We start from the raw sequence: 26491 nt of genomic DNA, 5'->3' as shown, positions 1-26491 counted from the left end.
ATGACTGCAACAGCGGAAAACCTGCAGCAGGCGAGGGATGTGGAACATGATGAATCCCTTTTAGAGCTCATAGACGTCAAAAAATACTTTCCGATCCGCTCGGGGATATTCCAGAAAAAGATCGGCGATGTCAAAGCGGTTGACGGGCTCAGCTTTTCGCTGAAGCGCGGCGAAACGCTCGGGATCGTCGGAGAATCGGGATGCGGGAAATCGACAGCCGGCCGGACGATGATCCGCCTCTATAAACCGACAGCAGGGCAAATCCTTTACAAAGGCCGGGATATTTCAAATTTGTCAGAAGAAAGTTTAAGAAAAAGCATCCGCAAAAATATTCAAATGGTGTTTCAGGACCCGTTTGCTTCACTGAATCCGAGAAAGACATTGCGATCCATCATCAAAGAGCCTTTTAACACACATCGTATGTACAACTTCAAAGAACGCAACGAAAGAGTCGAAGAACTTTTGGAAAAAGTCGGGCTGCACCCGTCTTTTGCAAACCGCTATCCGCACGAGTTTTCCGGCGGGCAGCGCCAGAGAATCGGCATCGCGCGGGCCCTTGCGCTCAATCCGGAGCTCATCATCGCGGATGAACCGGTTTCGGCTTTGGACGTGTCGATCCAGGCCCAGGTCATTAACCTGATGGAAGAGCTTCAGGAAGAATTTAATCTGACCTATCTGTTTATCTCACATGATTTGAGCGTCGTCCGCCACATCAGCGACAGAGTCGGCGTGATGTACCTCGGCAAAATGATGGAGCTGGCAGATAAGCACGAGCTGTATGACAATCCGCTTCATCCTTACACACAGGCGCTGCTCTCCGCCGTTCCGGTTACGCGAAAGAAAGGGCGCGCAAAGCGGGAGCGGATCGTTTTGAAAGGGGAGCTTCCGAACCCGGCCAATCCGCCGCGCGGCTGCGTCTTTCATACGAGATGCCCGGCTGCAAAACCGGAGTGCGCGGAAAAGGTGCCCGCTTTCAAGGAAGTCAAAACAAACCATTTCGTGGCATGCCACCTTTACGAATAAAGGGGACGGCCGTTACATATTTAATCCTTGAGAGGGGGAATGCCTTCTTCAAAAACGGGGCCCGTTCGGCTCGGAAAAAACAACAGTTTAAAAAGGGGGAATTCGTAAAATGAAGATACGCAAAAAAACCGGATTTTCGATTTTAAGCCTGCTGCTGATCTTGTCGGTCTTTCTTTCGGCCTGCAACAGCGGCGAAGTCGGAGGGGAGCAGAAGGAAGGCAAATCTGACGGCAAACCGCAGCAGGGCGGAGACCTGATCGCCGGATCAACGGGGGAGCCGACGCTGTTTAACTCGCTGTATTCAACAGATACGGCCAGCTCTGATATTGAAAGGCTTCTCTATAATACTTTATTGGATGTCAATGAAAAGCTGGAAGTCGAGAAACAGCTTGCCGAGGATGTGAAGGAGTCCGAGGACGGCCTGACGTTTGACGTCAAGCTCAAAAAAGGCGTCAAGTTCCATGACGGCAAGGAAATGACCGCCGATGACGTTGTATTTACGTACAGCATTCCGATGAGCAAAGACTATGTCGGGGAGCGCGGCTCAAACTTTGAAGTGCTCAAATCCGTCACGAAAAAAGGAAAATATGAAGTCGAGTTTAAGCTGAAGCATCCGGACCCTTATTTTTACAATGTGACGATGACGAGCTACGGCATCCTGCCGAAGCATATCTTGAAGGACGTCCCGATCAGCGAGCTCGGCGAGCATGAATTCAACCGGAAAAAGCCGATCGGAACCGGACCGTTTAAATTCAAAGAATGGAAACAGGGGCAATATGTCAAAGTTGAAGCATTTGACGATTATTTCGCGGGACGTGCGCATTTAGACTCGATCACGTATAAAATCATCCCGGATTCCAATGCGGCGCTGTCTCAGCTTCAAGCCGGAGATATCGATTATTTAGTCATTACGCCGGGACCTGACTATAAAACCGCGGAAAAATTTAATAATGTAAAAATCGACACAGATTTGGGCTTGAACTATACGTACATCGGCTGGAATGAAAAGAACGAGCTCTTTAAAGACAAGAAGGTCCGCCAGGCGCTGACATATGCCCTCGACCGCCAGGCGATGGTCGACCAGGTTCTTGACGGAGACGGAAAAATCGCCAACATTCCTGAAAGCCCGCTGTCATGGAATTATCCGGACAATGAAGCAGGGATTAAAACGTTTAACCACGACCCTGAAAAAGCGAAGAAAATGCTGAAGGAAGCCGGCTGGTCTGATACGGACGGCGACGGCATTTTAGACAAAGACGGCAAAAAATTCTCCTTCGTCCTCAAAACAAACCAGGGCAATAAGACGAGGGAAGACCTCGTGGTTGTCGTTCAGCAGCAATTGAAGGAAATCGGCATTGAGGCAAAGCCGCAAATCGTCGAGTGGAGCGCGTTGATCGAACAGATGAATCCGCCGAATTGGGATTTTGACGCGATGATCATGGGCTGGAGCTTAGCCACATTCCCTGACCAAAGCAATATTTTCCATTCGAAAGAAGCGGAAAAAGGGCTGAACTATGTGTGGTATCAAAATAAAGAGCTTGATAAGCTGCTCGACAAGGCCAAAACGCTGAAAGACCGTGAAGATTATAAAAAGGCGTATGAAGACATCTACAAAATATTGGCGGAAGATCAGCCGTACACGTTCCTGTACTACACGAATTACCACAGAGCGATGCCGGCCAACATGAAAGGCTTTGTTTTCCATCCGAAGGAAGATTTCTATAAAGCCGAAAACTGGTGGCTGGATCAAAAATAAAGGAAATTCCCTTAAGGGGAGGGAGGTTTTCAAGATGCTTCCTTCCCCTTCATTTTAAGAAATTAATCAAAAAGGGGATCAAAAATGGTTACATATATCATTCGCAGGACGCTCATGTCGATTCCGATCTTGCTTGGGATTACCATTTTGTCATTCGCCATTATGAAAGCCGCCCCGGGGGATCCGATGGCATTAATGATGGACCCGACGATCAGTGCGGCAGACCGGGAAAAATTCATCGAGAAATACGGCTTGAACGAGCCTGAGCACATTCAATATTTGAAGTGGCTCGGAAACATGGTTCAGGGGGATTTCGGCACCTCAATCGTCAGAAAAGGGATGCCTGTTACCGAACTGATACTTGCAAGGCTTCCGAACACGCTTTTATTGATGCTTGTTTCGACCATTCTCGCGCTTCTCATCTCGATTCCGTTCGGGGTGCTTTCAGCGAGGCGGCCGTACTCAAAGCTTGATTACGGGATTACATTTACATCGTTTATCGGACTTGCCGTCCCGAATTTTTGGCTTGGATTAATCCTGATTATGTTTCTTGCCGTCAATTTAGGCTGGTTTCCGACAGGCGGCGTCATGACGATCAATTCAGATTTCAGCTTGTGGGACCGCATTCATCACTTGATTCTGCCCGCTTTCGTACTCGCAACCGCTGATATGGCGGGACTCACGCGCTATACGAGGTCAAGCATGCTCGATGTGCTCAGGCAGGACTACATGCGGACGGCCAGAGCGAAAGGGTTTAAAGAAAACCGGGTCGTGTACAAGCACGGACTCCGAAACGGACTGCTGCCGGTGATCACGATTTTTGGACTGATGATTCCTTCCTTTATCGGCGGAGCCGTCGTAACCGAACAGATTTTCAGCTGGCCGGGCCTCGGAAAGCTGTTTGTCGATTCCGCTTTCCAAAGAGATTATCCGGTCATCATGGCCATGACCGTCATATCTGCCGTGCTGGTCGTCATCGGAAATTTAATTGCCGATATTTTGTACGCAATCGTCGATCCGCGAATTGAGTATTAAAGGAGGGGGACTAAGGTCATGACACAGCCAAACTCACCGGCGCCTTCACCGGAGATCAGGCTTCAGGAAAATGTCGCGCCGAAGCCGGAAACGATGACAAAAATCTTCTTTGAAAAGTTTTTCAAAAACAAGCTGGCGGTGATCAGCGGAATTATATTATCCATCATAATCTTGTCGGCTCTGTTTGCGCCGCTGATCGCTCCGTATCCGCCGGAGCAGCAGAATCTGCTGAACAAGCTGAAACCTCCGAGCGCTGAACATCTGATGGGAACGGACAAGTTCGGACGCGACATTTTCAGCCGTTTGCTGTACGGCGCCCAAGTATCGCTTCTCGTCGGCTTCGCTTCTGTGCTCGGTTCCATTACCATCGGCACCGTGGTCGGCGCCGTAGCCGGCTATTTCGGCGGAATCATTGATGCCATCATGATGCGGCTCGTCGACATCATTTTGTCGATACCCGACATCTTCCTCTTGATTACGCTGGTGACGATTTTTCAGCCGGGCATTGACAAGCTGATTTTAATCTTCGCCTTGACGAGGTGGACGACGACGGCGCGGCTCGTCCGCGGTGAATTTTTATCCTTGAGGTCGAGGGAATTCGTTCTCGCTGCAAAAACGATCGGAACAAGGAGCCACAAGATCATTTTCTCCCATATCTTGCCGAATGCGATGGGACCGATTATCGTTGCTGCCACATTATCCGTCGGAACGGTCATTCTTTCGGAGTCGGCGCTCAGCTACCTCGGCTTCGGTGTTCAGCCGCCGATGGCGAGCTGGGGAAACATGCTCCAGGATGCGCAAAATTTCACGATTATGATTCAGGCGTGGTGGTATCCGCTGTTCCCGGGACTCATGATTTTACTCACTGTATTATGCTTTAACTTTGTCGGCGACGGACTGCGCGATGCGCTTGATCCGAAGAATATCAAATGAACGAAGCCGGGGATTTTACCCCGGTTTTTTGCTGATTCGTTCTGCCATAATCTTTGCCTGATGGAATAAATTCTCTTCTCCTTGCCTATACTGTGGACAACAGTTTTTATAAAAGTGAGGGGTTAGAAATGTTATTTCTTCATGATGTGTGGGTGAATTGGTTTGAGGGAGAAGAAAACGGCTACAATGTCTGCCACTTTCACGAATGGCGGAAGGAAGACAGTGTTGAACTGCTTGACCAGGTGCCTTTGTTAAGGGTTTCGTCCGTTCTGTTTCACTACATAGAAAATGACCTGTCAGAGCTTCCGGCGGAATTGTTAAACGATGTCCATCAAAAAGCGTATATCCGCAAAAATCACGAACGGACACAGCTTGACCACTGCTTCGTTGTAACGGACGGCATCGGAATTCTCGCGGTTGATACGGCCGGCTATTCAATACCGGTCAGAAAAAGCCGCCTCATTCCAAGGCAAGAGCAGCTTGTGTACGAAATGGTAAAGGACGTCGAGGCGAAGGAATACGAATTTTCGCAGGAAAAGCTGCAATCTTCCAAAGAATACCACATTCTATCATTATCACCGGAGCATGTCAGAGGACTAACAAGAAAGGAACGCCAGCTCAAGCAGCTTTTGTTCATGGCGCTTGATCAGCTGAAAGGCCTCAAAAACCGCGCTGAGATTGCCTACTGGTACACGGAATGGAATCCGTATATGTATGAGCAGATTAAACGGATGACATTTGAAGAAATCTGGGACATGCTTTTCAATGAAACGATCGACGGCTGGTCTGATAAACACCGGGACTTTTGCGAGAATTTGATAAAAGGGCAGCCGTTTTTTGAAAAACTGTGGGAAATTGAAAATGAGTCTAAAGTCAACTAAATCATAAGCAGAGAGGCTGTCGAGCGTGCCGATGGCCTTTTTCGTTTGTTTTTAGCGACATTTTATTAGAAAAGAAAAAGCTTTTGAATAAACGAGAAACCACTTTCCATGGCAAGGGAAAGTGGTTTTGTTGTTAGCGTTTTTTGCGGCCGAGGCCCATCGCGTTCTCCATTTTTTTCAGCATTTTGTTTGCCGCTTTGTTTGCGCGCTCTGCGCCTTCGTCGAGAATCCGGTCCAATTCCTCTGATTCGATCAGTTCGTAGTACCGGTCCTGAATCGGTGACAGCGCATTGACCACGACTTCGGCAAGATCGGTTTTAAATTCGCCGTAGCCTTTGCCGTCGTACTTTGCTTCGAGCTCTTCGATGGAGACTTGTCCAAGGATCGAATAGATCGTCAGCAGGTTGGACACTCCCGGCTTGTTTTCCTTATCGTATTTGACGATTCCGTCTGAATCGGTGACGGCGCTTTTGATTTTTTTCTCCAGCTGTTTTGGCTCGTCAAGCAATGTGATGAACGCCTTTTGATTCGGATCAGACTTGCTCATTTTTTTGAGCGGATCGGCCAGCGACATAATGCGGGCGCCGACCTTCGGAATTTTTACTTCAGGCACCGTAAAGATGTCATTGTATTTTTTGTTGAAGCGCTCAGCCAGATTCCGCGTCAGTTCAAGATGCTGCTTTTGGTCTTCGCCGACAGGGACGACGTCTGTTCCGTACAGCAGGATATCGGCCGCCATTAAAGGGGGATATGTCAACAGCCCAGCAACGACGGCTTCTTTGCCCGCCGATTTGTCTTTAAACTGGGTCATGCGCTCGAGTTCGCCGATATAGGCGACGCACTGCAGCATCCAGCCGGCCTGTGCGTGCGCAGGCACCTCAGACTGTATAAACAGCGTCGCCTTTTCTGGATCAAGGCCGATGGCCAAGTAAAGAGCGGCCAGGTTGCGGATGTTTTTTCTCAGCTTGAGGCGGTCCTGCGGAACTGTGATCGCATGCTGGTCAACGATGCAGAAATAGCAGTTGTAGTCATCCTGCAGCTCGACGAATTGTTTCATCGCTCCGATGTAGTTGCCAAGCGTAACGGAGCCGCTCGGCTGAATTCCGGAAAATATCGTTTTCATGTGAATCCCTCTTTTCGTTTCAAAATAAAAAGGCCCACTCTTCCCTAAAAAAAGGGACGAATGAACCGCGGTGCCACCCTGATTATTTCATTATGGACAAAATGAAATCACTTTAGACGTTGTTAACGAAGCCTTCTCCGTCTGAGCCTACTTGAAAACCGTTCGGTCAGCTGCTCCAAAGCCCATTCCACATTCGCCATTATCCGCTCCCAGCAACGCGGACTCTCTTTAAATGGGGAGAAATGTGTACTCTTCTTTTTCAAAGCATTTAATTCATAATTTTATTATATATAAATTTGAAATAAAAGTCACCAGTGTTAAATAAAGAATCTTATGAAAGCGATGAAAAACGTTTGCTTAATGGCCGGACGTTATTTATTGTGTGTGGAGATTGTTATATGTAAAAAACGATTCTGTCAGGATTAAGCAGCTTTTGATTTTAACGATGTTATGCTTTAAAACAGAGAAGTGTCTTAAGAACTTTGGCAGAAAAGCTGACAAACGCGAATTGTTTGAATAAAAAAATAATTGAAAATTAATATTGCAATAAATTATTCTATTAATTATAATGAATTTGTTCACTTCGGTGTTACAGGTTCTTTACATAATAAATATTCAGAAAAGACGAAACAGAAGAAAAAGTATGGCAAGTGGGCCTATTACTTTTTTATGATAAATCTGAATGTTAAGGAGTAAGGAACTAAAAAAATATCAACATAGGGGGGTTTCTCTTGAAGAAGCGTTTATCATTTATCAGTTTACTGCTTATGTTCACCCTCGTTTTGAGCGCTTGCGGTTTCAGCTCAAGCTCTGGAGACGGCGGCAAGAAAGACAGCAAAGGAAAAGATACATTGAATGTCAATATAAAAACTGAACCGTTTTCATTGAATCCGGGCCTTGCAAACGATTCGGTTTCTGGAAACGTGCTTCGCCAGACGTTCGAAGGGTTGACAACGATTGGCAAGGACGGAAAGCCGGTCAATGCGGCAGCAGAAAAGATCGAAGTCAGCAAAGACCAGAAAACATATACGTTTACAATCCGGAAAGATGCGAAATGGTCAAACGGAGATCCTGTAACAGCCGAGGACTTTGAGTATGCCTGGAAGTGGGCGCTTAACCCGAAAAACGAATCGCAATACTCCTACCAGCTTTACTACTTAAAAGGCGGTGAAGCGGCTAACACAGGCAAAGGAAAGATTGATGACGTCGGCGTTAAAGCGGTGAATGACAAGACGTTGAAAGTCGAGCTTGAAAAACCGACACCGTATTTCACGGAACTTACCGCGTTTTACACTTACATGCCGGTCAATAAAAAAGTCGCCGAGAAACATCCGAAGTGGTATACAAAAGCTGATGAAAATTATGTATCCAACGGACCTTTCAAAATGACGGAATGGAAGCACAGCGGGAACATCGTACTGGAGAAAAACGACCAGTACTGGGATAAAGATTCCGTAAAACTGAAAAAGATTAACATGGCGATGGTCAACGACCCTAACACAGGCCTGAACATGTATAAAAAAGGCGAGATTGACTTCGTAGGACAGCCTCTTGACGAGATTCCGACGGATGCGATCCCAAGCCTTAAAAAAGAAGGCTTAAACATTGATCCGTTCGCAGCGGTGTACATTTATAAATTCAACACAGAAGCAGCGCCGCTGAACAATGCCAATATCCGCAAAGCTCTGACATATGCGATCAACCGCGAAGCGATCGTCAAAAACATCACACAGGCTGAGCAGATTCCGGCGACCGGATTCGTACCTCCGGCAGTCACAGGATTTGAGTCAAACAAACCATACTACAAAGACCATGATGTTGCAAAAGCAAAAGAATATCTGAAAAAAGGCTTAAAAGAGCTGGGCCTTAAAAAGGCGTCAGATCTACCGAAAATCACGCTTTCTTACAACACGGATGAAGCCCATCAAAAAATCGCTCAAGCCGTTCAGGAAATGTGGAACAAGGATTTAGGCGTTAAAGTTGAATTGGGCAATGAAGAGTGGAACGTTTATATCGATAAGCTTCATACAGGCAACTATCAAATCGGCCGAATGGGCTGGATCGCCGACTTTAACGACGGCATGAACTTCCTTGAAACATACCGGGATAAAGAAGGCGGAAACAACGATACAAACTGGGAAAACGCCCAATATAAAGAGCTTCTCTCAAAAGCTTCAACCGAAACGGATGAGCAAAAGCGCATCGAGCTGATGAAACAAGCCGAAGGCATCCTGATGGATGAAATGCCGATCGCTCCGATCTACTTCTACACGATGCCTTACATGCACGATAAAAGCTTAAAAGGCTTTGTTTTGACAGGGACAGGAGAACTCTATTTCAAAACTGCGCATTTTGAATAAAACTGCATCAAAAAGTATATGGGGGCTCTAAAGGATTTTCCCCCATATACTTTTATTTATGATAAGAGTTTAATAGACTGAAAATTCGGAGGTGTGTAAACATGATTAAATTTTTAGGCCGTCGTCTCGTTTATATGCTGATTTCTCTATGGGTGATTGTCACTGCTACCTTCTTCCTGATGAGATCCATACCTGGCGGGCCATTTTCAGGCGAGAAGAAGCTTCCTCCTGCAATCGAAGCCAGCCTCAATTCATACTATGGTTTAGACCAGCCCCTCTTTAAACAATATCTCGACTATTTGGTGTCAGTGATGAAGTGGGATTTCGGGCCATCATTTAAATACAAAGGACAAACCGTGAACGAACTGATCAACTCCGGTTTTCCGATTTCTTTTACACTGGGAATGGAAGCGATTTGTCTCGCGCTTGCTTTCGGCGTGTTATTTGGCGTTATTGCAGCGCTGAAGCGGAATAAGTGGCAGGATTATACAGCGATGATTATCGCTGTCATCGGCATCTCTGTGCCGAACTTTATCATGGCCGCGCTTCTGCAGTATGTACTGGCGATGAAGCTTGGCGTGTTCCCTGTCGCACAATGGGAATCATGGGGCCACACCGTTCTGCCGGCGATCGCCGTATCTTCAATGCCGATGGCGTTTATCGCCCGGCTGACGCGTTCAAGCATGCTCGAAGTACTTAGCAGCGATTACATACGTACGGCGAAGGCGAAAGGTCTAAGCACTGCAGCCATTACCGTCAAGCATGCGATACGGAACGCGATCATGCCGGTTGTTACATATATGGGACCGATGGCAGCATCTATTTTGACCGGGACGTTTGTCGTTGAAAAAATCTTCGGCATACCGGGACTCGGCATGCACTTCGTCACAAGCATCACGAACCGCGATTATACGGTTATCATGGGCGTCACTGTGTTTTTCGGCGCGATCTTACTGCTTTGCGTCCTCATTGTTGATATTTTATACGGCTTAATCGATCCGCGCATCAAACTGTTTGGCGCTAAGAAAGGGGAGTAAAAGGATGCAGCAAATACCTAAAGACATGTTTGAACCTGCAGCTGTCGACCATAGCGAAGCGGAGAAAATCTCCAAGAAAAACCTTTCTTTTTGGACGGACGTGTTTTTGAGATTTAAAGAAAACAAGCTTGCGATGTGCGGCCTTATCGTTCTCATTCTCATCGCGCTGATGGCCATCTTTGCGCCGGTGTTTTCAAGCTTTCATTATGATGAAACGAATTTGACCAATGCGAACAAACCGCCGAGCGGAGAGCACTGGTTTGGCACCGATGACCTCGGCAGGGACGTGTTTGTCCGCACATGGGTCGGAGCCCGCATCTCGCTGACAATCGGTCTTGCCGCCGCGCTGATCGACGTTTTGATCGGCGTCATCTGGGGTGCGATTTCAGGCATCAGAGGCGGACGCACTGACGAAATCATGATGAGAATCGCGGACATCTTATGGGCGATTCCTTCCTTATTGATGACGATCCTTCTTCTCGTCGTCATGGGAAAAGGGTTAATCACGATGATCCTCGCAATGGTCATTACAGGATGGATCAATATGGCGAGAATCGTGCGCGGACAGGTGCTCCAGCTTAAAAATCAGGAATTCGTTCTCGCTTCAAGAACATTGGGTGCGAAAAACTCGCGCATCATCAGAAAACACCTGCTTCCAAACATTATGAGCCCGATTTTGGTGACGATGACATTGACCGTCCCTACTGCGATTTTCTATGAAGCGTTCTTAAGCTATCTTGGCCTCGGCGTCCCGCAGCCGCTGGCAAGCTGGGGGACGATGGCGACAGACGGCGTGCAGGGCCTGGAATATTATCCTTGGCGTTTGTTCTTCCCGGCTACATTTATCTGCCTGACCATGTTTGCATTCAACGTTATCGGCGACGGATTGCGCGACGCTTTAGATCCGAAGCTGCGTAAATAAAGGAGTGAGAAAGATGAAACACTTACTTGAGGTGAAAGATTTAGCCATTTCTTTTAAAACATACGCCGGAGAAGTCCAGGCCATCCGCGGTGTCAACTTTCACGTTGACAAAGGGGAGACGCTTGCGATCGTCGGGGAATCCGGATCTGGAAAAAGCGTCACTTCACAGGCGATCATGAAGCTGATACCGATGCCTCCGGGCTATTTTAAGAGCGGACAGATTTTATTTGACGGACAGGATTTGGTGCCGAAATCGGAAAAAGAGATGCAGTCGATCCGCGGCAAAGAGATCGGCATGATCTTTCAAGACCCGATGACATCGTTGAATCCGACGATGAAAGTCGGCCGCCAGATAACAGAGGTTTTGTTTAAACACGAGAATATTTCCAAGGAAGATGCGAATAAACGTGCGGTAGAACTGCTCAGCCTTGTCGGAATTCCGATGCCTGAACGCCGCGTAAATCAATATCCGCACGAATTCAGCGGGGGAATGAGGCAGCGGGTCGTCATTGCGATGGCGCTTGCCGCCAACCCGAAGCTGTTGATCGCGGACGAACCGACGACGGCCCTTGATGTGACGATTCAGGCGCAAATTTTGGAACTGATGAAAGAATTGCAGAAAAAGATCGAAACATCGATCATTTTTATCACGCACGATCTCGGAGTTGTCGCCAACGTAGCCGACCGGGTAGCCGTTATGTATGCCGGACAGATTGTAGAGATTGGAACGGTTGACGAAATTTTCTACAATCCGAAGCATCCTTACACATGGGGGCTTTTAGCTTCAATGCCGAGCCTTGACAATGACGGGGATGAAGAATTGATGGCAATACCGGGCTCTCCGCCTGATCTGACGAATCCGCCGAAAGGCGACGCGTTTGCATTAAGAAGTCCCTATGCAATGAAAATCGATTTTGAACAGGAACCGCCGATGTTTAAAGTATCTGATACGCATTATGTGAAATCGTGGCTACTGCATCCGGATGCGCCAAAGGTTGAACCGCCTGCGGCTGTCAAAAGCAAAATGCGGGAGTTTAAAAATCAATACGAAAAACCGGTTCAAGTGAAAGAAGGTGAATGATATGGCAGAAAAACTGCTCGAAATCAAGAACTTAAAACAGCACTTCTCAACGCCTAAAGGAACGGTAAAGGCTGTAGACGGAATCACGTTTGACATCTACAAAGGAGAAACGCTCGGCCTTGTCGGAGAATCTGGCTGCGGAAAGTCGACGACAGGACGGACGATCATCAGGTTATATGAAGCGACTTCGGGTGAGGTGCTGTTTAAAGGAAAGAATGTGCACGGCAAAAAGTCCGCCAAAGATCTTCTCGAGTTCAACCGGAAAATGCAAATGATCTTTCAGGACCCGTACGCTTCATTAAATCCGAGGATGACGGTGGCCGATATCGTCGCCGAAGGGATCGACATTCACGGCTTGGCAAAAACGAAGCAGGAGCGCCTTGCAAGGGTTCACGAGCTTTTGAAGCTGGTCGGCTTGAATGAAGAGCACGCCAACCGCTATCCGCACGAATTTTCCGGCGGCCAGCGACAGCGGATCGGCATCGCAAGAGCGCTTGCTGTTGAACCTGAATTCATCATTGCCGATGAGCCGATCTCCGCGCTTGACGTGTCCATCCAGGCTCAGGTCGTCAACTTGATGAAGGATCTGCAAAAGGAGAGAGGATTGACATATTTATTCATCGCCCACGATTTATCGATGGTGAAATACATCAGCGACCGGATCGGCGTCATGTATTTCGGGAAGCTCGTTGAACTTGCGCCAGCCGAGGAATTATACGAAAATCCGCTTCATCCTTATACACAGTCGCTGCTTTCTGCGATTCCTCTTCCGGATCCGGATTATGAGCGCACACGGGTGAGAAAAACGTACGATCCGTCGGTTCACAAGCTGAGAGACGGTGAACAGATGGAGCTTCGCGAAGTGAAGCCCGGGCATTTTGTAATGTGTTCAGAGGAAGAATTTGCAGCGTATCAGTCCAAATAAAAGCTTATGAGACAGCCGAGGCAGGCTGTCTTCTTTTTTGCGAAAAAAAACTGAAACTTTCGGGCCGAACATCCGTCTTAGTATATGTAAGCGCAACATGCTGCTTTGCTCCAGAAGGTTTGTTTAATTTTATGAGAAAGCGGGTATATCTAAGGTGTGAATCATAAAAGAACAGCCATAAGGAGTAAATGAATGAACTGGTATGAGAAGCTCAGCGAGTATTTTCCCGTTGAAGAAATGAAGTCGAAAGAGCATATGGAAGCATTATTAAAGGAACGAGACGACATATACCATAAAGAAGAAGGCAGGCATCACGTCTTGATGTATGCCGAGTTTGATTCCTTTATTTTCATTGACTATTTATTCGTTTCAAAGGATGCAAGGGGCCAGGGGCTCGGTTCAAAACTGATAGAGGATCTTAAAAAGAAAAACAAACCGATCCTCCTTGAGGTCGAACCTGTTGATGAAGATGATGCTGATACGGCGAAGCGGCTCAAATTTTATCAAAAGGAAAACTTTAAACACGCTGAGTCAATCGGCTACCGGCGCCGGTCCTTGGCTACCGGCAAAGTAAACAAAATGGAGATCCTCTACTGGTCTCCGAAATCGAACACAGAAGAAGAAGTATTTGAAGCCATGAAAAAAACGTACGAAAAGATCCATACATACAAAGACGAAAAATGGTATGGAGAATCGTTCGAACACGTGGATGATGTCCTGAAGATCATTGACGAGGAAAAGCAGAAAAACATTTTCGATGAATTAAACTAAATGAGAATGAAATCCGGCTAAAAAAAGAAATGTCGCAGGATTGTCAAAAAATTTCTATTGCATACTGTTCACACTTACTTTTTTATAGTATAATACTCTATAAAGATTACTTCTTTAGAGTTATTTCAATTTAAGAATAAGCTGATTTCATTCTACTTTCCAAGGAGTGAAGAATTATGGTTACATTATATACATCACCAAGCTGTACGTCTTGCAGAAAGGCGCGCGCATGGCTGGAAGAGCACGATATTCCGTTTCAAGAAAGAAATATTTTTTCAGAACCATTATCAATTGATGAAATAAAAGAAATTTTGCGGATGACGGAAGACGGAACAGATGAGATCATTTCAACCCGTTCCAAAGTATTCCAAAAGCTGAACGTCAACCTTGAAACGATGCCGCTTCAAGAGCTGTATCAGCTGATCAATGAACATCCCGGACTCTTGCGCCGTCCGATTATCATCGACGAAAAACGCTTGCAAGTCGGATACAACGAAGATGAAATCCGCCGTTTCCTTCCGCGCAAAGTCCGTACATTCCAATTAAGAGAAGCGCAGCGTCTGGCAAACTAAGGCCGGCCTAAGGTGAAATGAAAGAAGGCTGAATCATTCAGCCTTCTTTTTAATGCTTTTCAATCGTCTGTTCGTAATAAATGCTGGCCAAAATGACAAAAATAACCGCAAGGACGGGGAACAGCATTTCAAGCGTGCTGTGTCTGGCCATAAAGGATGACAGTTCCTGCTCCCTGACGATCATTTCACCGCCAGTGTATGCAAGGAGTCCGCTCCCTGCGTAAATGAGAAGCGGAAATTTGGAAAGGGCGGCCTGGATGAGCCTGCTGCCCCAAATGATGACCGGCACCGAAACCGCCAGGCCGATGACGACGAGCGGCAGGCGGCCCTGTGATGCACCTGCAACTGCAATCACATTATCAAGCGACATGAATAAATCGGCGATCACAATTATCCGAATCGCCTTCCACAAAGATGTCCCGCCTTTGACATGCTGGGCTTCCTTTTTTTCGATCAGAAGCTGATATCCTAAATACAGAAGGAAGAGTCCTCCGATAAATTGCAGGTAAGGAACCGCAAGAAGATAAACCGCCAGAGTGGTCAGCATGATCCTCATCAAAATGGCGATGCCCGTGCCGATGATGATTGCTTTTTGCCTTTGCCGGGGAGGCAAATTCCGGCTCGCCATTGCAATGACGACCGCATTGTCGCCGCCGAGAATAAGGTCGATTCCGATGATGACAATAAACGGCATCAGTAATTCTTGTTCCATCAACTGGCACCTCGCTTTTTGCACCTCGCGTCATTTGCTGCTTGTACAGCTAATATATGAGGCTGATTCAAAATTATGTTAAGCCCGGCAGCAAAGCGTTTTTATTTCTTTTGCATCTTTTTTATCATAAAATAGAAATGAAAGATTGATCCTGCATAAGGTTAAGAAGTGGACGTAATGGGTAAAGTGTAGTAAAGTACAATTAATTGGGAGCTTAGTTATCCCTTCAACATCTTACAAAGAAGGGAAGGTTGGCAAATGGAAATCGAAAGAATAAATGAACATACGGTTAAGTTTTATATTTCCTACGGTGATATAGAAGACCGGGGGTTTGACAGAGAAGAAATCTGGTACAATCGCGAACGCAGTGAAGAGCTGTTTTGGGAAATGATGGACGAAGTGCACGAAGAAGAAGAATTTGCCGTTGAAGGCCCCCTTTGGATTCAAGTGCAGGCCCTTGACAAGGGATTGGAAATCATTGTGACGAAAGCTCAGCTTTCCAAAGACGGCCAAAAGCTTGAACTGCCGATTCCTGAAGATAAAAAGCATGACCCAGCAGAGGAAACGCTCGACGCATTGCTGGAAGATTTTCATAAAGAAGAACAAACCGAGGAGCAGAAGCTCCAGTTTGTGTTAAGGTTTAACGATTTTGAGGATGTCATCTCATTATCAAAAGTGACCATCAGCGGCTGTCAAACGTCTTTATATACTCACGAAAACCGCTATTATTTATTCGTGGATTTCAACGAAATGCCTGATGAAGAGATTGAAAATCAGCTGAGCATTTTGCTTGAATACGCATCTGAATCAAAGATGACGATTCACATGCTTAAGGAGTACGGAACGCTGATTGCAGCGGATCATGCTCTTGATACGATAAACAAATACTTTTCATAAAAAAGCCGATTTCTTTTCGAAATCGGTTTTTTTGTTTTATAAAATCCTTTCTTGTCAAGTGGAAAAGGAGACGGTGCAAATTCGTGGAATAGTTACGGGACAGAAAGGAGAGAGACAATGTGTTCAGCGCGATGATTGAAGGAGGCCGCCGGATTTGCTTGGCGGATGGATACAAAGCTGACGAACTCAAACGATTAAGAAAGGAACATGTATTTTATTGCCCGGCCTGCTGTCAGCAGCTTGACCTCAAAGTCGGCGATATCAGGCTCCATCATTTTGCACATAAGCCGGATTCGGTGTGCCCCGTCCCGCATGAACCGGAAAGCCGTTATCATTTAAAAGGAAAACGGCTTCTATACGAATGGTTTAAGAAGGAGGGGCTAAGACCGGTTGTCGAACCGTATTTGAAGCGGATCAGACAGAGGCCTGATTTGCTCGCGGACGAAGGAGAGCGTAAAATTGCCGTGGAATTTCAGTGCGCCAATCTTAATCATACAGAGTATCGGCAACGATCGGCCGGCTTTCTGTCAATTGGGATTGACCCGTTTTGGATTATCGGCGGGAATCGTTTAAAGCGATTATCAAACGGTTTTTTTCAGCTATCCGGTTTCCATTGGCAGTTCAGCAAAGGAGATGTGATGCCTCCAAGACTCGTATTTTTTTGCCCCGATCAAGAAGCATTTCTCATCCTCGAGCATTTAGTTCCGTTTCTGACAAATAAGACGTCTGCCACGTCCCGCATGCTTCCCCTTCGCGAAACGCGATTCCGCGCTTTAAGAGCTTCTTACCCGCGTTCTCAGAAGCAGCTTGAAGGCTGGAAAAGAAATGTTCAGCGCTTCCGGATGACGCCGCCGCGTTTTTTGTCAAAAGAAGCAAAACAGATAGCGGAGCTGTTTTATGAGAGATTTCAAATCCCGCTCCCGTTTTTCCCGTCAGAAGTATTTCTCCCCGTATCTTCAGGCTATATGTTTGCCCAGCCGGTTTATGTGTGGCAAGGCTATTTATACGCGTTTTTTATGAAGCGCCCTTCCTTTCGCATCCAATCCGCCGTGATGTATACGAATCAGCTCATCCGGAGCAATCGCCTGAAGCTGAGATGGAATAAGAGTGAGAAGGCGGCGGACGCCGTCAGTGAATATGTCCGGTTTTTGCATGAAAAAGGTTTTTTCATTAAAGAAAAAGACTTGTTTTTTCCGAGCAGGCCGGCGCCTGCTGAGCCGCGGCTTGAGGAGCTGCTGAAGAGGGATGCCCGCTATTTTTCCGAATGATCATCAAGCCTTTCGTTCAATCTAAAGAAAGGAAGGTGGTGGCCGGTCTGTTTCGGATCAAAAGATTTGCGTTTTGTTTTTTGTTTGCGGCATCCAGCACGTTTTTTTTCGCAAATGATTTGACAAAAGGCGGTGAAAAAACAGAAGATAAACACAACACAAGTTTATTGTACACCAATGGACTTGAAGCAAAGAAAGCGAGGGGATTTACAGTGGCTGAAGAAAATCAAACGAAAAAACTGCCTGCAAGAGATGAGGTGAAGCAAGAAGACACGTGGAGACTTGAGGATATCTTTCCATCTGATGAAGCTTGGAACGAGGAATTTCAAGCAGTTAAAGAGCTGCTGCCTAAGCTTTCCGAATTCAAGGGAAAGCTCGGTCATTCCGCCGACGATCTATATGAAGCATTGACATATCAGGATAAGGTCATGGAAAGGCTCGGCAAGCTGTATACTTACGCCCATATGCGCTATGATCAGGACACGGGCAATTCATTTTATCAAGGGTTAAATGACAAAGCGTCCAACCTTTATACACAGGCTGCCAGTGCGACAGCCTACATTGTGCCGGAAATTTTATCGATACAGGAGGATAAGCTCCAGCAGTTCCTTTTGGAAAAAGAGGAACTGAAGCTCTACTCGCACGCGCTTGAAGAAATCAACAAAGAACGGCCTCATGTGCTGAGCGAAGAGGAAGAAGGACTGCTTGCCGAGGCATCGGATGTTCTGTCATCACCGTCCACAACATTCGGCATGCTCAATAACGCCGATATGGAATTTCCGGAAATTACCGATGAAAACGGAGAAAAGCGTCAGCTGACTCACGGGAACTACATTACCTTTTTGGAAAGCGAGAACCGCGACGTCCGCCGCGAAGCTTTCAAGGCGGTATATGATACGTACGGCCGTTTTAAAAACACGCTTGCATCGACCCTCAGCGGCGCTGTCAAAAAAGACAATTTTTATGCGAAAGTAAAGCACTATAAATCGGCGAGAGAAGCCGCGCTGTCTCGCAACAGCATTCCGGAAGAGGTCTATGATAATCTCGTCGAAACGATTAATAAATACTTGCCGCTTCTTCACCGCTATGTGGAGCTCAGAAAAAAAGCGCTCGAACTGGATGAAGTTCACATGTATGACCTGTACACGCCGCTTGTGAAAGATGCCGGCATGAAAGTGACGTATGACCAAGCGAAAGATTACATGCTGAAAGGGCTCGCTCCTTTAGGGGAGGAATACTCGTCCATCTTGAAGGAAGGCTTGAACAACCGCTGGGTCGATGTTTACGAAAACAAAGGAAAACGGAGCGGAGCTTACTCATCAGGAACATACGGAACAAATCCGTACATTTTGATGAACTGGCAGGACAACGTCAACAACCTGTTTACGCTTGTCCATGAATTCGGCCATTCCGTCCACAGTTATTACACAAGGAAGCATCAGCCGTATCCGTACGGGAACTACAGCATTTTCGTCGCTGAAGTCGCATCAACGACAAATGAAGCCCTTTTAGGGGACTACCTGCTGAACACAGTCGACGACGAAAAGCAGCGGCTATATATTTTAAACCATATGCTTGAAGGCTTTAAAGGAACGGTTTTCAGACAGACGATGTTCGCCGAATTCGAACATGCGATTCATGTCAAAGCCCAGGAAGGCGAGCCGCTGACTCCTGAGCTGCTGACAAGCATCTATTACGATTTGAACAAAAAGTACTTCGGAGAAAACATTGAAATCGATAAAGAAATCGGTCTTGAATGGGCAAGGATTCCTCATTTCTACTACAATTATTACGTATATCAATATGCGACAGGCTACAGTGCCGCACAGGCTCTGAGCCAGCAGATTTTAAAAGAAGGGAAGCCGGCTGTTGACCGCTATATCGAATTTTTAAAAGCCGGAAGCTCCGATTATCCGATTGAAGTACTGAAAAAAGCGGGCGTCGACATGACATCCTCAGAACCGATTGAAGCTGCATGCAAGAAGTTTGAAGAGCAGCTGAATGAAATGGAAGAGCTTCTGTTGAAATAACGAATACATTAAGGCTGCCGCCAAAACCGGCGGCCTTTTTCCAAAAGGCGTCTAAAACCCTTTAAACGTTTTGCGGTGATTGAAGCGGCTGATCGTGTATAGGATCGATATAAACAGCAGCGGAGACGTAATGTAGAGAGGGAGCATCTGCATCAAGCCTAAAATATTCAATAAGAAAAAAATAAAAGTCAATATTACACCTATCACGATATGAAGCATAAAAACCCTCCTATAGACTGATAAATTTTTGAGAAACAGAAAAACGCAAAAAGCAGTTCGAAACATCGTGAAAACCCGCATTCTGACGCCATTTTTCACATATGGACGGTCCCGTTTTCATCATATGATGGACATCTACTTTTTATGTTTTGTGACAAAAATGTGAAAAGTAATAAAATCAGTTGTCAAAAGTCGACATGATTTGATATTATAAAGATGTGAAATTGATCACAAACAAACATTTACCCCTTTGTTTGACCGTGAAAAATTTCTCCCATCCCCTTTGTTGTCGTTAAGACATAATAGAAACCGCGCTTATCCCGGCGCGGTTTCTTACTGCCTTTTGAAAGAACGTATGTTTGTGTTTTGGCCATAAAATAAACACGGGCAAGCCCGTGCTATTTTTATTATTTACAGATCGGCCCGGCCCCGGCGTCTCCGTTTACAAAACGCCAAAACATGCCGTGCTTTGCCTCAACCCTTTTGACCTTTCCGGCGAAGGCGAGTTTTTTCATTTCACGTTCCACTTGTTCGAGCGTCCAATCGTAAACCACGGCGATTTCTTTGTCGGCGACAAATTGAAAGTATTCGACAAATAATTCAAGCGGCGGGGTTTGTGACGGCTTCGGCTCATCTCCAAGCATTTCAAAAAGTACTTCTTCGTAAATGTCATATGAATAATGTCCGGTTACTTTCAAGCCTTCCCCTTCGCGAAGGCTGTTGAAAAAGGTGAGCGTCGGAACCGATGTGACTTCCATTTCAGCGGCGATTTTCATATCGCATTGCAAGGCTTTCACCGCGCTTTGGGAATGAAGATCTTTTTTAAATTCCTCTGCATCGAGCTGCGTGCTTTCGGCGATATTGAACAGCACCTCTTCATCGGTAATATCCTGTTTGCTGAGGAATAGGCGCTCCTGCATGCTTCTTAAAAACTGCAATCCGGCTTTTCTTCCCTGAAGCTCCGCCGCTTTCAGCGCCAATGACGCCAGATATGGGGCGGAAAGGGGGTTTTCAAGCCAGAGGGTTCCGTCACAGGACATGCCCGACTTGCTTGCGATCTTTTCCCATGCTTCTGCGAGAAGGTGCTTTTTGCGTTTCTGAACATTTAACGCCGTAATGCTGCAAACTGCGATGATGCGCAATGTAAAAAAACGTCCGTAGCGGATTTTTAATTTTTTGATAGCAGGCTCCAGAGCCCAGCACTCCGGGGATAAAGGATCGACAAACATATAGATTTCCATCGGCTTTTGCGGATGTCCATGGCAATGGGAGAAAAATTGGTCACGTTGATTAAGTGTCAATGCGAACCATCCTCCATTTTAGGCTGGTTTACCATATGCCTGGCTGTCAACGTCAATCTCTCGAAAAGAAAGTCCCTGATATCGCCCTGCAAACCGACATGATCCATTGCCTCTTTCATACACGACAGCCAGGCATCCGCCCGTTCCGGAGTGATTGGAAACGGAAGGTGCCGGGCTCTCAGCATCGGATGTCCGTGCTCTTCCGTATAAAGCGGCGGACCGCCCAAATATTGCGTTAAAAATTGTTTTTGTTTTCTCGCCGTTTCCGTTAAATCGTCCGGAAATATGGGGTGTAACAGCGGATGCCGTCTCACGCGCTCATAAAAAGTATCAACAAGTTGCGATAGAAGTTCTTCTCCAATCGCTTCATAAGGTGCGTTAAACGATTGTCCCATGTTGACTACTCCTTTTAATATGGCTAATAGGAAAAAAGACGGTTCCTATTGCAAAAAAATATTTATGTTGTGCATCATTTATTATTTCACGATTGTATATACTTATTTTAGCAACCCTCAGCCCATTCTACAAACAAACCGACTCAGGATGCATGAGGGAACCATAGTTTTTGTACCAAATATCATATCATATCCGCTTGTTAAATGTGTATTTTTTAAACAGGGAGGATAAATTTGAAAGTTTTAAGAAGATATAAAAAACCGGAAAGGAATCCTTTCCGGCTTATGCGTAGTAATTTGCAGTGATGTTTTTTACATAATTTTGCGTTTCTTTGAATGGAGGAATGCCGCCGTACTTTTGGACGTTTCCGGGACCGGCGTTGTACGCCGCCAGTGCGAGAGAAACGTTTCCGCTGTAGCGGTCAAGCATTTGCTTTAAATATTTTGTTCCGGCTTCAACATTTTGTACGGGATCCAAGGCGTTTGTAACCCCGAGCGATTTTGCGGTTGAAGGCATCAGCTGCATCAATCCCATGGCGCCGGCCGGACTGACGGCCTTCTGCTGATAGCCGGATTCCTGTTTAATGACCGAGTGAATCAGCTTTTCATCTACGCCGTATTTTTCAGCGGCTTTTTTGATGATGTCATCGATATTTTTGCCTTGTCCGCCGAAAGACACCGAACTTGTGCTTGCTGATGGCGAAGGTTCGCTTCCGGTATTGTCCGACGGCAAAGCCCGGGAAGTCCCGATTTGAGCTGCAGGAATCGATTCCGTCTGTACGGCCGGAACCGTTCCCGTCCCTGTCTGCAAAGTTCCGGCATTCGTTAAGTATTGGTTTAAAATCGAACCGAAATCAAAGCCTGTATCTTCTGAACCGCTGTCAGACGCTTGATAAAACGACCGTAATGCCTGAAGTTCCAAAAGGGCGGTCAAATTGTTGATGTTCATTATGTTCCCACCTTAATTATTTTTCACTTTTTGCTCATAAAAACGGACGATTTTGTTTTTCGTATCGCGTGTCGGGATGCCGAATGTTTTCAAAAGTTTTGCGAAATCAAGCTTTCCCTGTTCATAGTCTGCGACTTCGAATTCAATTTCGTAGTCCTCTACTTGTAAGTATCGGCTGTGATCTAAAACAATTAAGCCCTCAGGCAGTTTTTTTTCTGCGCGGTCTGTCGCAAGCGTCCCGAAATATTCCAGATCTCCCGGTTCGATGCCGAGGTCTTGGAGGCGGTCCCATACATGTCCTTTCGGAATGTGAAAATGCTCAAAGTCCGGTTTTGATGGCAACGTCTGGTGGGTTTCCGTCAATCCAACAGGCGCCGGCTCTTTCAGCGTTAACACGTGCCGGCCTTGCTTTTCGCGGATTCTTAAAGCGGCTCCCTTTTCCTTCAGCGAAAAAGCCGCTGTATCATAATAATGATTGTGCTGTGCGACAAATTGATCCTGTGTGAATTGATAATATGATTTTAATTGCTCGAATTCTTCTTTTGTCAGCATGTTTTTAAATTCTATTTCAAGTTCCTGGCTCATCTTTTCGTTTTTCATCCTCTCAGCCGCTAAAAAATCATTTTTCTTATTATCTCTTGGGCGTGAACGTTTATCAATATTGAACTTGATATGATAAAATAAATCTGTACTTTTATCGCAAAGGAGAACATTATGCAGAACAGAATTGAGATAACAGAAGCAAATCTCTTGGATGACCGGCTCGTATTGACCAGCGGAGTCAAGGATGAAGAGAAGCGGAAACCGGCCGGACGCATGCTTGCGGACTCTGATCATTTTGCATTTGTATACATACTGGAACAAGGCGATTCTTTTCAATACGCCATTTTAAATGAAAGCATATGGCCCGACATGAAATCGGCCCTTGATCGACATATTCCCGTGTTTTTGAATATCGGAAAGGAAGAGCTGGAGCTTGAGGGGTTTCATACAGAGCTTCAGTATCTGATCGATAATATTAAAGATAATGCAAATTATGGCGAAGAAATGGAAGAGAGAGTGAAGCGGGCATTCCTCTAGAAAAAAAGGCGATGAAATTGGGGGAAGGTTTATGGATGAAAAACAATGGGAGCGTTTTTTAGCGCCGTACAGGCAGGCTGTTGAAGAGCTTAAAGTAAAGCTGAAAGGGATCAGGGCGCTTTACGAATACGAAGAAGAGCATTCGCCCATAGAGTTTGTGACGGGAAGGGTGAAGCCTGTTCCGAGTATTTTGGAAAAGGCGAAACGGAAAAACATTCCGCTCGATGATATCGAAAGCATGCAGGATATTGCGGGACTCAGGATTATGTGTCAATTCTTTGAGGATATCCACATCGTCAAGCAGATGCTTCTGGCGAGAAAGGATTTCACGGTCGTGGATACGCGCGATTATATTGCGGAACATAAAGAGAGCGGCTACCGTTCCTACCATCTCGTGATTTTATATCCTCTGCAGACGATAAACGGGGAAAAGCAGATTTTGGTTGAAATTCAAATCAGAACGCTGGCCATGAATTTTTGGGCTACGATTGAGCATTCTTTAAATTATAAATACAGCGGCAACATCCCGGAAAAAGTGAAATTAAGGCTCCAAAGGGCATCTGAGGCAGCTTCAAGGCTCGATGAGGAGATGTCTGAGATCAGGGGTGAAATCCAGGAAGCCCAGGCGGCTTTCTCGCGAAAGAAAAAGGACGAGGATGACGGCTAGGGGAAAGGAGAAAAAAGATGAAATTTGCGGTATCGTCAAAAGGAAATCCGGTCTCTGATACATTGAAAAGCAGAATTCAAACGTACCTGCTCGACTTCGGCCTTGAGTGCGACGAAGAAGAGCCCGATATCGTCATTTCCGTCGGAGGGGACGGAACGCTTTTATACGCGTTTCACAAGTACAGCAGCCGTCTCGATAAAACGGCATTTGTCGGGGTTCATACCGGCCACCTCGGCTTTTATGCAGACTGGGTTCCGGATGAGATTGAAAAACTGGTGATCGCGATTGCGAAAACGCCGTTTCAGATTGTTGAATATCCGATCCTGGAAGTGATCGTCCGCTACAATAACGGCGGAAAGGAAGCAAGGTACCTGGCGCTGAATGAATGCACGATTAAAAGCATCGAAGGTACGCTCGTCACAGACGTCGAGATAAAAGGGGAGCTGTTTGAAACGTTTCGCGGCGACGGGCTCTGCCTGTCGACGCCTTCAGGCAGCACGGCGTATAACAAGGCCCTCGGCGGGGCTATCATCCACCCGTCGATCAGGGCGGTCCAGCTAGCTGAAATGGCGTCTATCAACAACCGCGTGTTTCGGACGGTCGGCTCGCCGCTCATTTTGCCTGAGCATCATACGTGCGTAATCAAACCCCTTAACGATGTGACCTTCCAGGTTGCGGTTGATCACTTAACATTGCTGCATAAAGACGTCAAATCGATTCAATGCCGCGTCGCAAGCGAGAATGTCAGGTTTGCGAGGTTCCGTCCGTTTCCGTTTTGGAAAAGGGTGCAGGAATCCTTTATCGGAAAGGGAGAATAGGAAGGTTTGGCCGTGAGCGATTTTTCTTTGAGACAAACGATAACAGCAAAAGAAGACGGTATGCTGTTGAAAGAGTATGTGCAGCGTATGGGCATTTCAAAGAGGATGCTTGCAGATATCAAATTCGGCGGCGGGGACCTTCTCATTAATGGGGAGCATGTCACGGTCAGGTATATCCTTCAGGAAGGGGACGAGCTCGCAATTTTGTTCCCGCCGGAGAAGGTTAGCGAATCTCTGCGGCCGGAAGCGATCCCGCTTGACATCTTGTTTGAAGACGACCATGTCCTCGTGCTTAATAAACAGCCTTACCTGTCGTCGATTCCTTCGCGGGAACATCCGACAGGAAGCCTTGCGAACGGGCTTATTAATTATTATCAGCAGACGGGCTGTGAAGCGACCGTTCATCTTGTGAGCAGGCTAGATCGTGACACATCAGGGGTCATGCTCGTCGCCAAGCATCGTTTTGCACATTCCCTTTTATCACATTTGCAAAAAGAGGGGCGTGTCAAACGGCAGTACCGCGCCGTTGTTCACGGCGAAATCAGGGAAGACTGCGGAACGGTCGACGCCCCGATCGGCAGAAAAGCGACAAGCATTATTGAGCGGGCTGTTGTCCCAGATGGCCAAACAGCGGTCACCCACTTTAAAGTGAACATGCGAATCGGACAGATAACAGACGTTTCGCTGAGCCTTGAAACGGGAAGAACCCATCAAATCCGCGTTCACATGAGCCATATCGGACACCCGCTGTGCGGTGACACGCTTTACGGGGGCACGCGCGATCTCATCAATCGGCAGGCGCTTCACAGCGAGAGGCTGACGTTTATTCATCCGCTGACAAGGGAGGAGCTGGCGTTTTACGCGCCGCTTCCGCGTGATATCCGGAAGTTATTGGAGAGCTGAAAACAGCTCTCTTTTTTTATGGCTCTGTTCGAAATCTCGTTTCATCGAAAGGCATTGAGGAAGGGACAGATTCTGTTGTGAGTTCCGGAAACCTGAAGGCGGTCAGCCGATTGCCGAATACGCATCCCGTATCGATGTTAATCGTATGATGAACCATCCGCGGAGCCCTGACAGGAGTGTGGCCGTACACGACCCATGCCTCGCCTTTATAATGCGCGGCCCAGTCCCGCCTGACAGGTCTTCCGTCAGGAAGCGTCTCCCCCGTAATATCCCCATACAAAACAAATTGCTTTACCTTGCCAACGGGCTTCTTTCCGATATATTCGGCTTTTATCCCGGCATGGGCGACGACGAGCTCGCCGTTATGCAGGATCTCATAAATCGGGGCACGTTCATACAGGCGCATAAACAGCTCTCTGATATGGTCTTGTGTTTGCTTAGGGAGCTGTCTGTACTCGGCGGCTGTCGTTTCAAGGCCGTGCATGAGCTTGACCGGGTTTCCTTTGAAAAAGCGGTACAGCTTGTTGCAATGATTGCCCGGGACGTAGCGTGCTGCGCCTTTTTCAACGGCATTCGCCACAAATTCAACCACCGCGAGAGATTTCGGCCCCCGGTCTGTCAAGTCTCCGAGAAAGACGGGGGTTCTCTTTTCGGGGTGGACGGGCAGCCCTGTATCGAGAGAATAGCCGAGCTTTTCAAGCAATGCGGTCATTTCATCATAACATCCGTGAATATCTCCGATCACATCGTATTTCATGTCTTTCATCTCCTAAACGTTAAGAAACGGCAATTATATTTATGATAACCTTCACCGGCTTTGTTTATTGGATATC

The 26491-nt window shown here is 46.6% G+C and carries 27 protein-coding genes, 1 pseudogene and 1 other annotated feature; of the genes and pseudogenes, 20 read left to right on the top strand and 8 right to left on the bottom strand.

What is annotated here, in order from left to right; genetic code table 11:
* The 5 genes from V7126_RS01915 to V7126_RS01895 all read left to right on the top strand — a co-directional run bounded on the left by V7126_RS01915 (position 1) and on the right by V7126_RS01895 (position 5628).
* Positions 1 to 1023 (top strand): ABC transporter ATP-binding protein, encoded by a 1023-nt coding sequence (locus tag V7126_RS01915; RefSeq protein ID WP_046131224.1) that lies wholly within the window; start codon positions 1 to 3, stop codon positions 1021 to 1023.
* 109 nt (positions 1024 to 1132) lie between these two features.
* Positions 1133 to 2779 (top strand): peptide-binding protein, encoded by a 1647-nt coding sequence (locus V7126_RS01910; RefSeq protein WP_046131223.1) that lies wholly within the window; start codon positions 1133 to 1135, stop codon positions 2777 to 2779.
* 84 nt (positions 2780 to 2863) lie between these two features.
* Positions 2864 to 3814, top strand: a complete 951-nt coding sequence (locus tag V7126_RS01905) for an ABC transporter permease (RefSeq protein ID WP_046131222.1) — start codon at positions 2864 to 2866, stop codon at positions 3812 to 3814.
* Between the two features lie 18 nt (positions 3815 to 3832).
* Positions 3833 to 4747, top strand: coding sequence for an oligopeptide ABC transporter permease (opp4C, locus tag V7126_RS01900; protein WP_046131221.1), 915 nt, complete (start codon positions 3833 to 3835; stop codon positions 4745 to 4747).
* 128 nt (positions 4748 to 4875) lie between these two features.
* Positions 4876 to 5628 carry a YjbA family protein gene (locus tag V7126_RS01895; RefSeq protein WP_046131220.1) on the top strand — a complete coding sequence of 251 codons (753 nt, stop codon included), beginning with the start codon at positions 4876 to 4878 and terminating at the stop codon, positions 5626 to 5628.
* A 133-nt stretch (positions 5629 to 5761) separates the two neighbouring features.
* On the opposite strand, the gene trpS is transcribed toward V7126_RS01895, so the two are convergent.
* Complete coding sequence (trpS, locus tag V7126_RS01890; protein WP_046131219.1) at positions 5762 to 6751, bottom strand: tryptophan--tRNA ligase; 990 nt, start codon at positions 6749 to 6751, stop codon at positions 5762 to 5764.
* 49 nt (positions 6752 to 6800) lie between these two features.
* Positions 6801 to 7023, bottom strand: a binding site (T-box leader).
* A gap of 459 nt (positions 7024 to 7482) precedes the next feature.
* On the opposite strand from trpS, the gene V7126_RS01885 reads away from it, so the two are divergent.
* The 7 genes from V7126_RS01885 to spxA all read left to right on the top strand — a co-directional run bounded on the left by V7126_RS01885 (position 7483) and on the right by spxA (position 14419).
* Positions 7483 to 9111, top strand: a complete 1629-nt coding sequence (locus tag V7126_RS01885) for a peptide ABC transporter substrate-binding protein (protein ID WP_046131218.1) — start codon at positions 7483 to 7485, stop codon at positions 9109 to 9111.
* A 101-nt stretch (positions 9112 to 9212) separates the two neighbouring features.
* Positions 9213 to 10148, top strand: coding sequence for an ABC transporter permease (locus tag V7126_RS01880; RefSeq protein ID WP_046131217.1), 936 nt, complete (start codon positions 9213 to 9215; stop codon positions 10146 to 10148).
* A gap of 4 nt (positions 10149 to 10152) precedes the next feature.
* Entirely contained in the window at positions 10153 to 11070 is a 918-nt protein-coding gene (locus V7126_RS01875) for an ABC transporter permease (RefSeq protein WP_046131216.1), read from the top strand.
* Between the two features lie 13 nt (positions 11071 to 11083).
* On the top strand, positions 11084 to 12151 hold the full coding sequence (locus V7126_RS01870) for an ABC transporter ATP-binding protein (protein WP_438823782.1): 1068 nt from the start codon (positions 11084 to 11086) through the stop codon (positions 12149 to 12151).
* 1 nt (position 12152) lies between these two features.
* Positions 12153 to 13076, top strand: coding sequence for an ABC transporter ATP-binding protein (locus V7126_RS01865; RefSeq protein WP_335496229.1), 924 nt, complete (start codon positions 12153 to 12155; stop codon positions 13074 to 13076).
* A gap of 192 nt (positions 13077 to 13268) precedes the next feature.
* Positions 13269 to 13847, top strand: a complete 579-nt coding sequence (locus V7126_RS01860) for a GNAT family N-acetyltransferase (RefSeq protein WP_175076157.1) — start codon at positions 13269 to 13271, stop codon at positions 13845 to 13847.
* Positions 13848 to 14023: 176 nt separating this feature from the next.
* On the top strand, positions 14024 to 14419 hold the full coding sequence (gene spxA, locus V7126_RS01855; RefSeq protein ID WP_046131212.1) for a transcriptional regulator SpxA: 396 nt from the start codon (positions 14024 to 14026) through the stop codon (positions 14417 to 14419).
* Positions 14420 to 14468: 49 nt separating this feature from the next.
* Here the strand turns inward: spxA and V7126_RS01850 are convergent, their stop codons facing one another.
* Positions 14469 to 15131, bottom strand: a complete 663-nt coding sequence (locus V7126_RS01850; RefSeq protein ID WP_175076156.1) for a TerC family protein — start codon at positions 15129 to 15131, stop codon at positions 14469 to 14471.
* Positions 15132 to 15282: 151 nt separating this feature from the next.
* Between V7126_RS01850 and V7126_RS01845 the strand changes: the two are divergent.
* The 4 genes and pseudogenes from V7126_RS01845 to pepF all read left to right on the top strand — a co-directional run bounded on the left by V7126_RS01845 (position 15283) and on the right by pepF (position 19326).
* Positions 15283 to 15408, top strand: a pseudogene (locus tag V7126_RS01845) (hypothetical protein).
* Positions 15390 to 16028, top strand: a complete 639-nt coding sequence (gene mecA / locus V7126_RS01840; protein ID WP_175076155.1) for an adaptor protein MecA — start codon at positions 15390 to 15392, stop codon at positions 16026 to 16028. The pseudogene V7126_RS01845 and the gene mecA overlap by 19 nt, the downstream one beginning before the upstream one ends.
* 119 nt (positions 16029 to 16147) lie before the next feature.
* Complete coding sequence (locus V7126_RS01835) at positions 16148 to 17296, top strand: competence protein CoiA (RefSeq protein WP_175076154.1); 1149 nt, start codon at positions 16148 to 16150, stop codon at positions 17294 to 17296.
* Positions 17297 to 17508: 212 nt separating this feature from the next.
* Complete coding sequence (pepF, locus tag V7126_RS01830; protein ID WP_335496332.1) at positions 17509 to 19326, top strand: oligoendopeptidase F; 1818 nt, start codon at positions 17509 to 17511, stop codon at positions 19324 to 19326.
* Positions 19327 to 19377: 51 nt separating this feature from the next.
* Here pepF and V7126_RS01825 read toward each other — a convergent pair whose 3' ends face one another.
* The 5 genes from V7126_RS01825 to V7126_RS01805 form a co-directional block, all read right to left on the bottom strand.
* On the bottom strand, positions 19378 to 19545 hold the full coding sequence (locus V7126_RS01825) for a hypothetical protein (protein ID WP_175076152.1): 168 nt from the start codon (positions 19543 to 19545) through the stop codon (positions 19378 to 19380).
* Positions 19546 to 19952: 407 nt separating this feature from the next.
* Positions 19953 to 20786, bottom strand: coding sequence for a ClpXP adapter SpxH family protein (locus tag V7126_RS01820; protein ID WP_373688028.1), 834 nt, complete (start codon positions 20784 to 20786; stop codon positions 19953 to 19955).
* Between the two features lie 56 nt (positions 20787 to 20842).
* Complete coding sequence (locus tag V7126_RS01815; protein WP_046131205.1) at positions 20843 to 21241, bottom strand: thiol management oxidoreductase; 399 nt, start codon at positions 21239 to 21241, stop codon at positions 20843 to 20845.
* A 283-nt stretch (positions 21242 to 21524) separates the two neighbouring features.
* Positions 21525 to 22190 carry a lytic transglycosylase domain-containing protein gene (locus tag V7126_RS01810; RefSeq protein ID WP_335496224.1) on the bottom strand — a complete coding sequence of 222 codons (666 nt, stop codon included), beginning with the start codon at positions 22188 to 22190 and terminating at the stop codon, positions 21525 to 21527.
* Positions 22191 to 22202: 12 nt separating this feature from the next.
* A complete protein-coding gene (locus V7126_RS01805) occupies positions 22203 to 22775 on the bottom strand; it encodes a CYTH domain-containing protein (RefSeq protein WP_175076194.1) in 573 nt (190 codons plus the stop codon).
* 129 nt (positions 22776 to 22904) lie between these two features.
* On the opposite strand from V7126_RS01805, the gene V7126_RS01800 reads away from it, so the two are divergent.
* From V7126_RS01800 to V7126_RS01785, 4 genes are read left to right on the top strand one after another with little or no spacing between them, the layout of a single operon-like run.
* Positions 22905 to 23270, top strand: coding sequence for a hypothetical protein (locus tag V7126_RS01800; protein WP_175076149.1), 366 nt, complete (start codon positions 22905 to 22907; stop codon positions 23268 to 23270).
* A gap of 31 nt (positions 23271 to 23301) precedes the next feature.
* On the top strand, positions 23302 to 23937 hold the full coding sequence (locus V7126_RS01795) for a GTP pyrophosphokinase (protein WP_175076148.1): 636 nt from the start codon (positions 23302 to 23304) through the stop codon (positions 23935 to 23937).
* Between the two features lie 17 nt (positions 23938 to 23954).
* On the top strand, positions 23955 to 24755 hold the full coding sequence (locus V7126_RS01790; protein WP_175076147.1) for an NAD kinase: 801 nt from the start codon (positions 23955 to 23957) through the stop codon (positions 24753 to 24755).
* A gap of 60 nt (positions 24756 to 24815) precedes the next feature.
* Positions 24816 to 25658 carry an RluA family pseudouridine synthase gene (locus V7126_RS01785; protein ID WP_438823785.1) on the top strand — a complete coding sequence of 281 codons (843 nt, stop codon included), beginning with the start codon at positions 24816 to 24818 and terminating at the stop codon, positions 25656 to 25658.
* A gap of 16 nt (positions 25659 to 25674) precedes the next feature.
* Here the strand turns inward: V7126_RS01785 and prpE are convergent, their stop codons facing one another.
* Entirely contained in the window at positions 25675 to 26415 is a 741-nt protein-coding gene (gene prpE / locus V7126_RS01780; RefSeq protein ID WP_335496217.1) for a bis(5'-nucleosyl)-tetraphosphatase PrpE, read from the bottom strand.
* Positions 26416 to 26491 lie beyond the last annotated feature (76 nt).

Origin of the sequence: Bacillus sp. JJ675, assembly GCF_036963165.1 — a bacterium.
Taxonomy (GTDB): domain Bacteria; phylum Bacillota; class Bacilli; order Bacillales; family Bacillaceae; genus Bacillus; species Bacillus glycinifermentans.
Note: the sequence above shows the minus strand (reverse complement) of the source record. Positions and strands in the feature narration are given on the sequence as shown.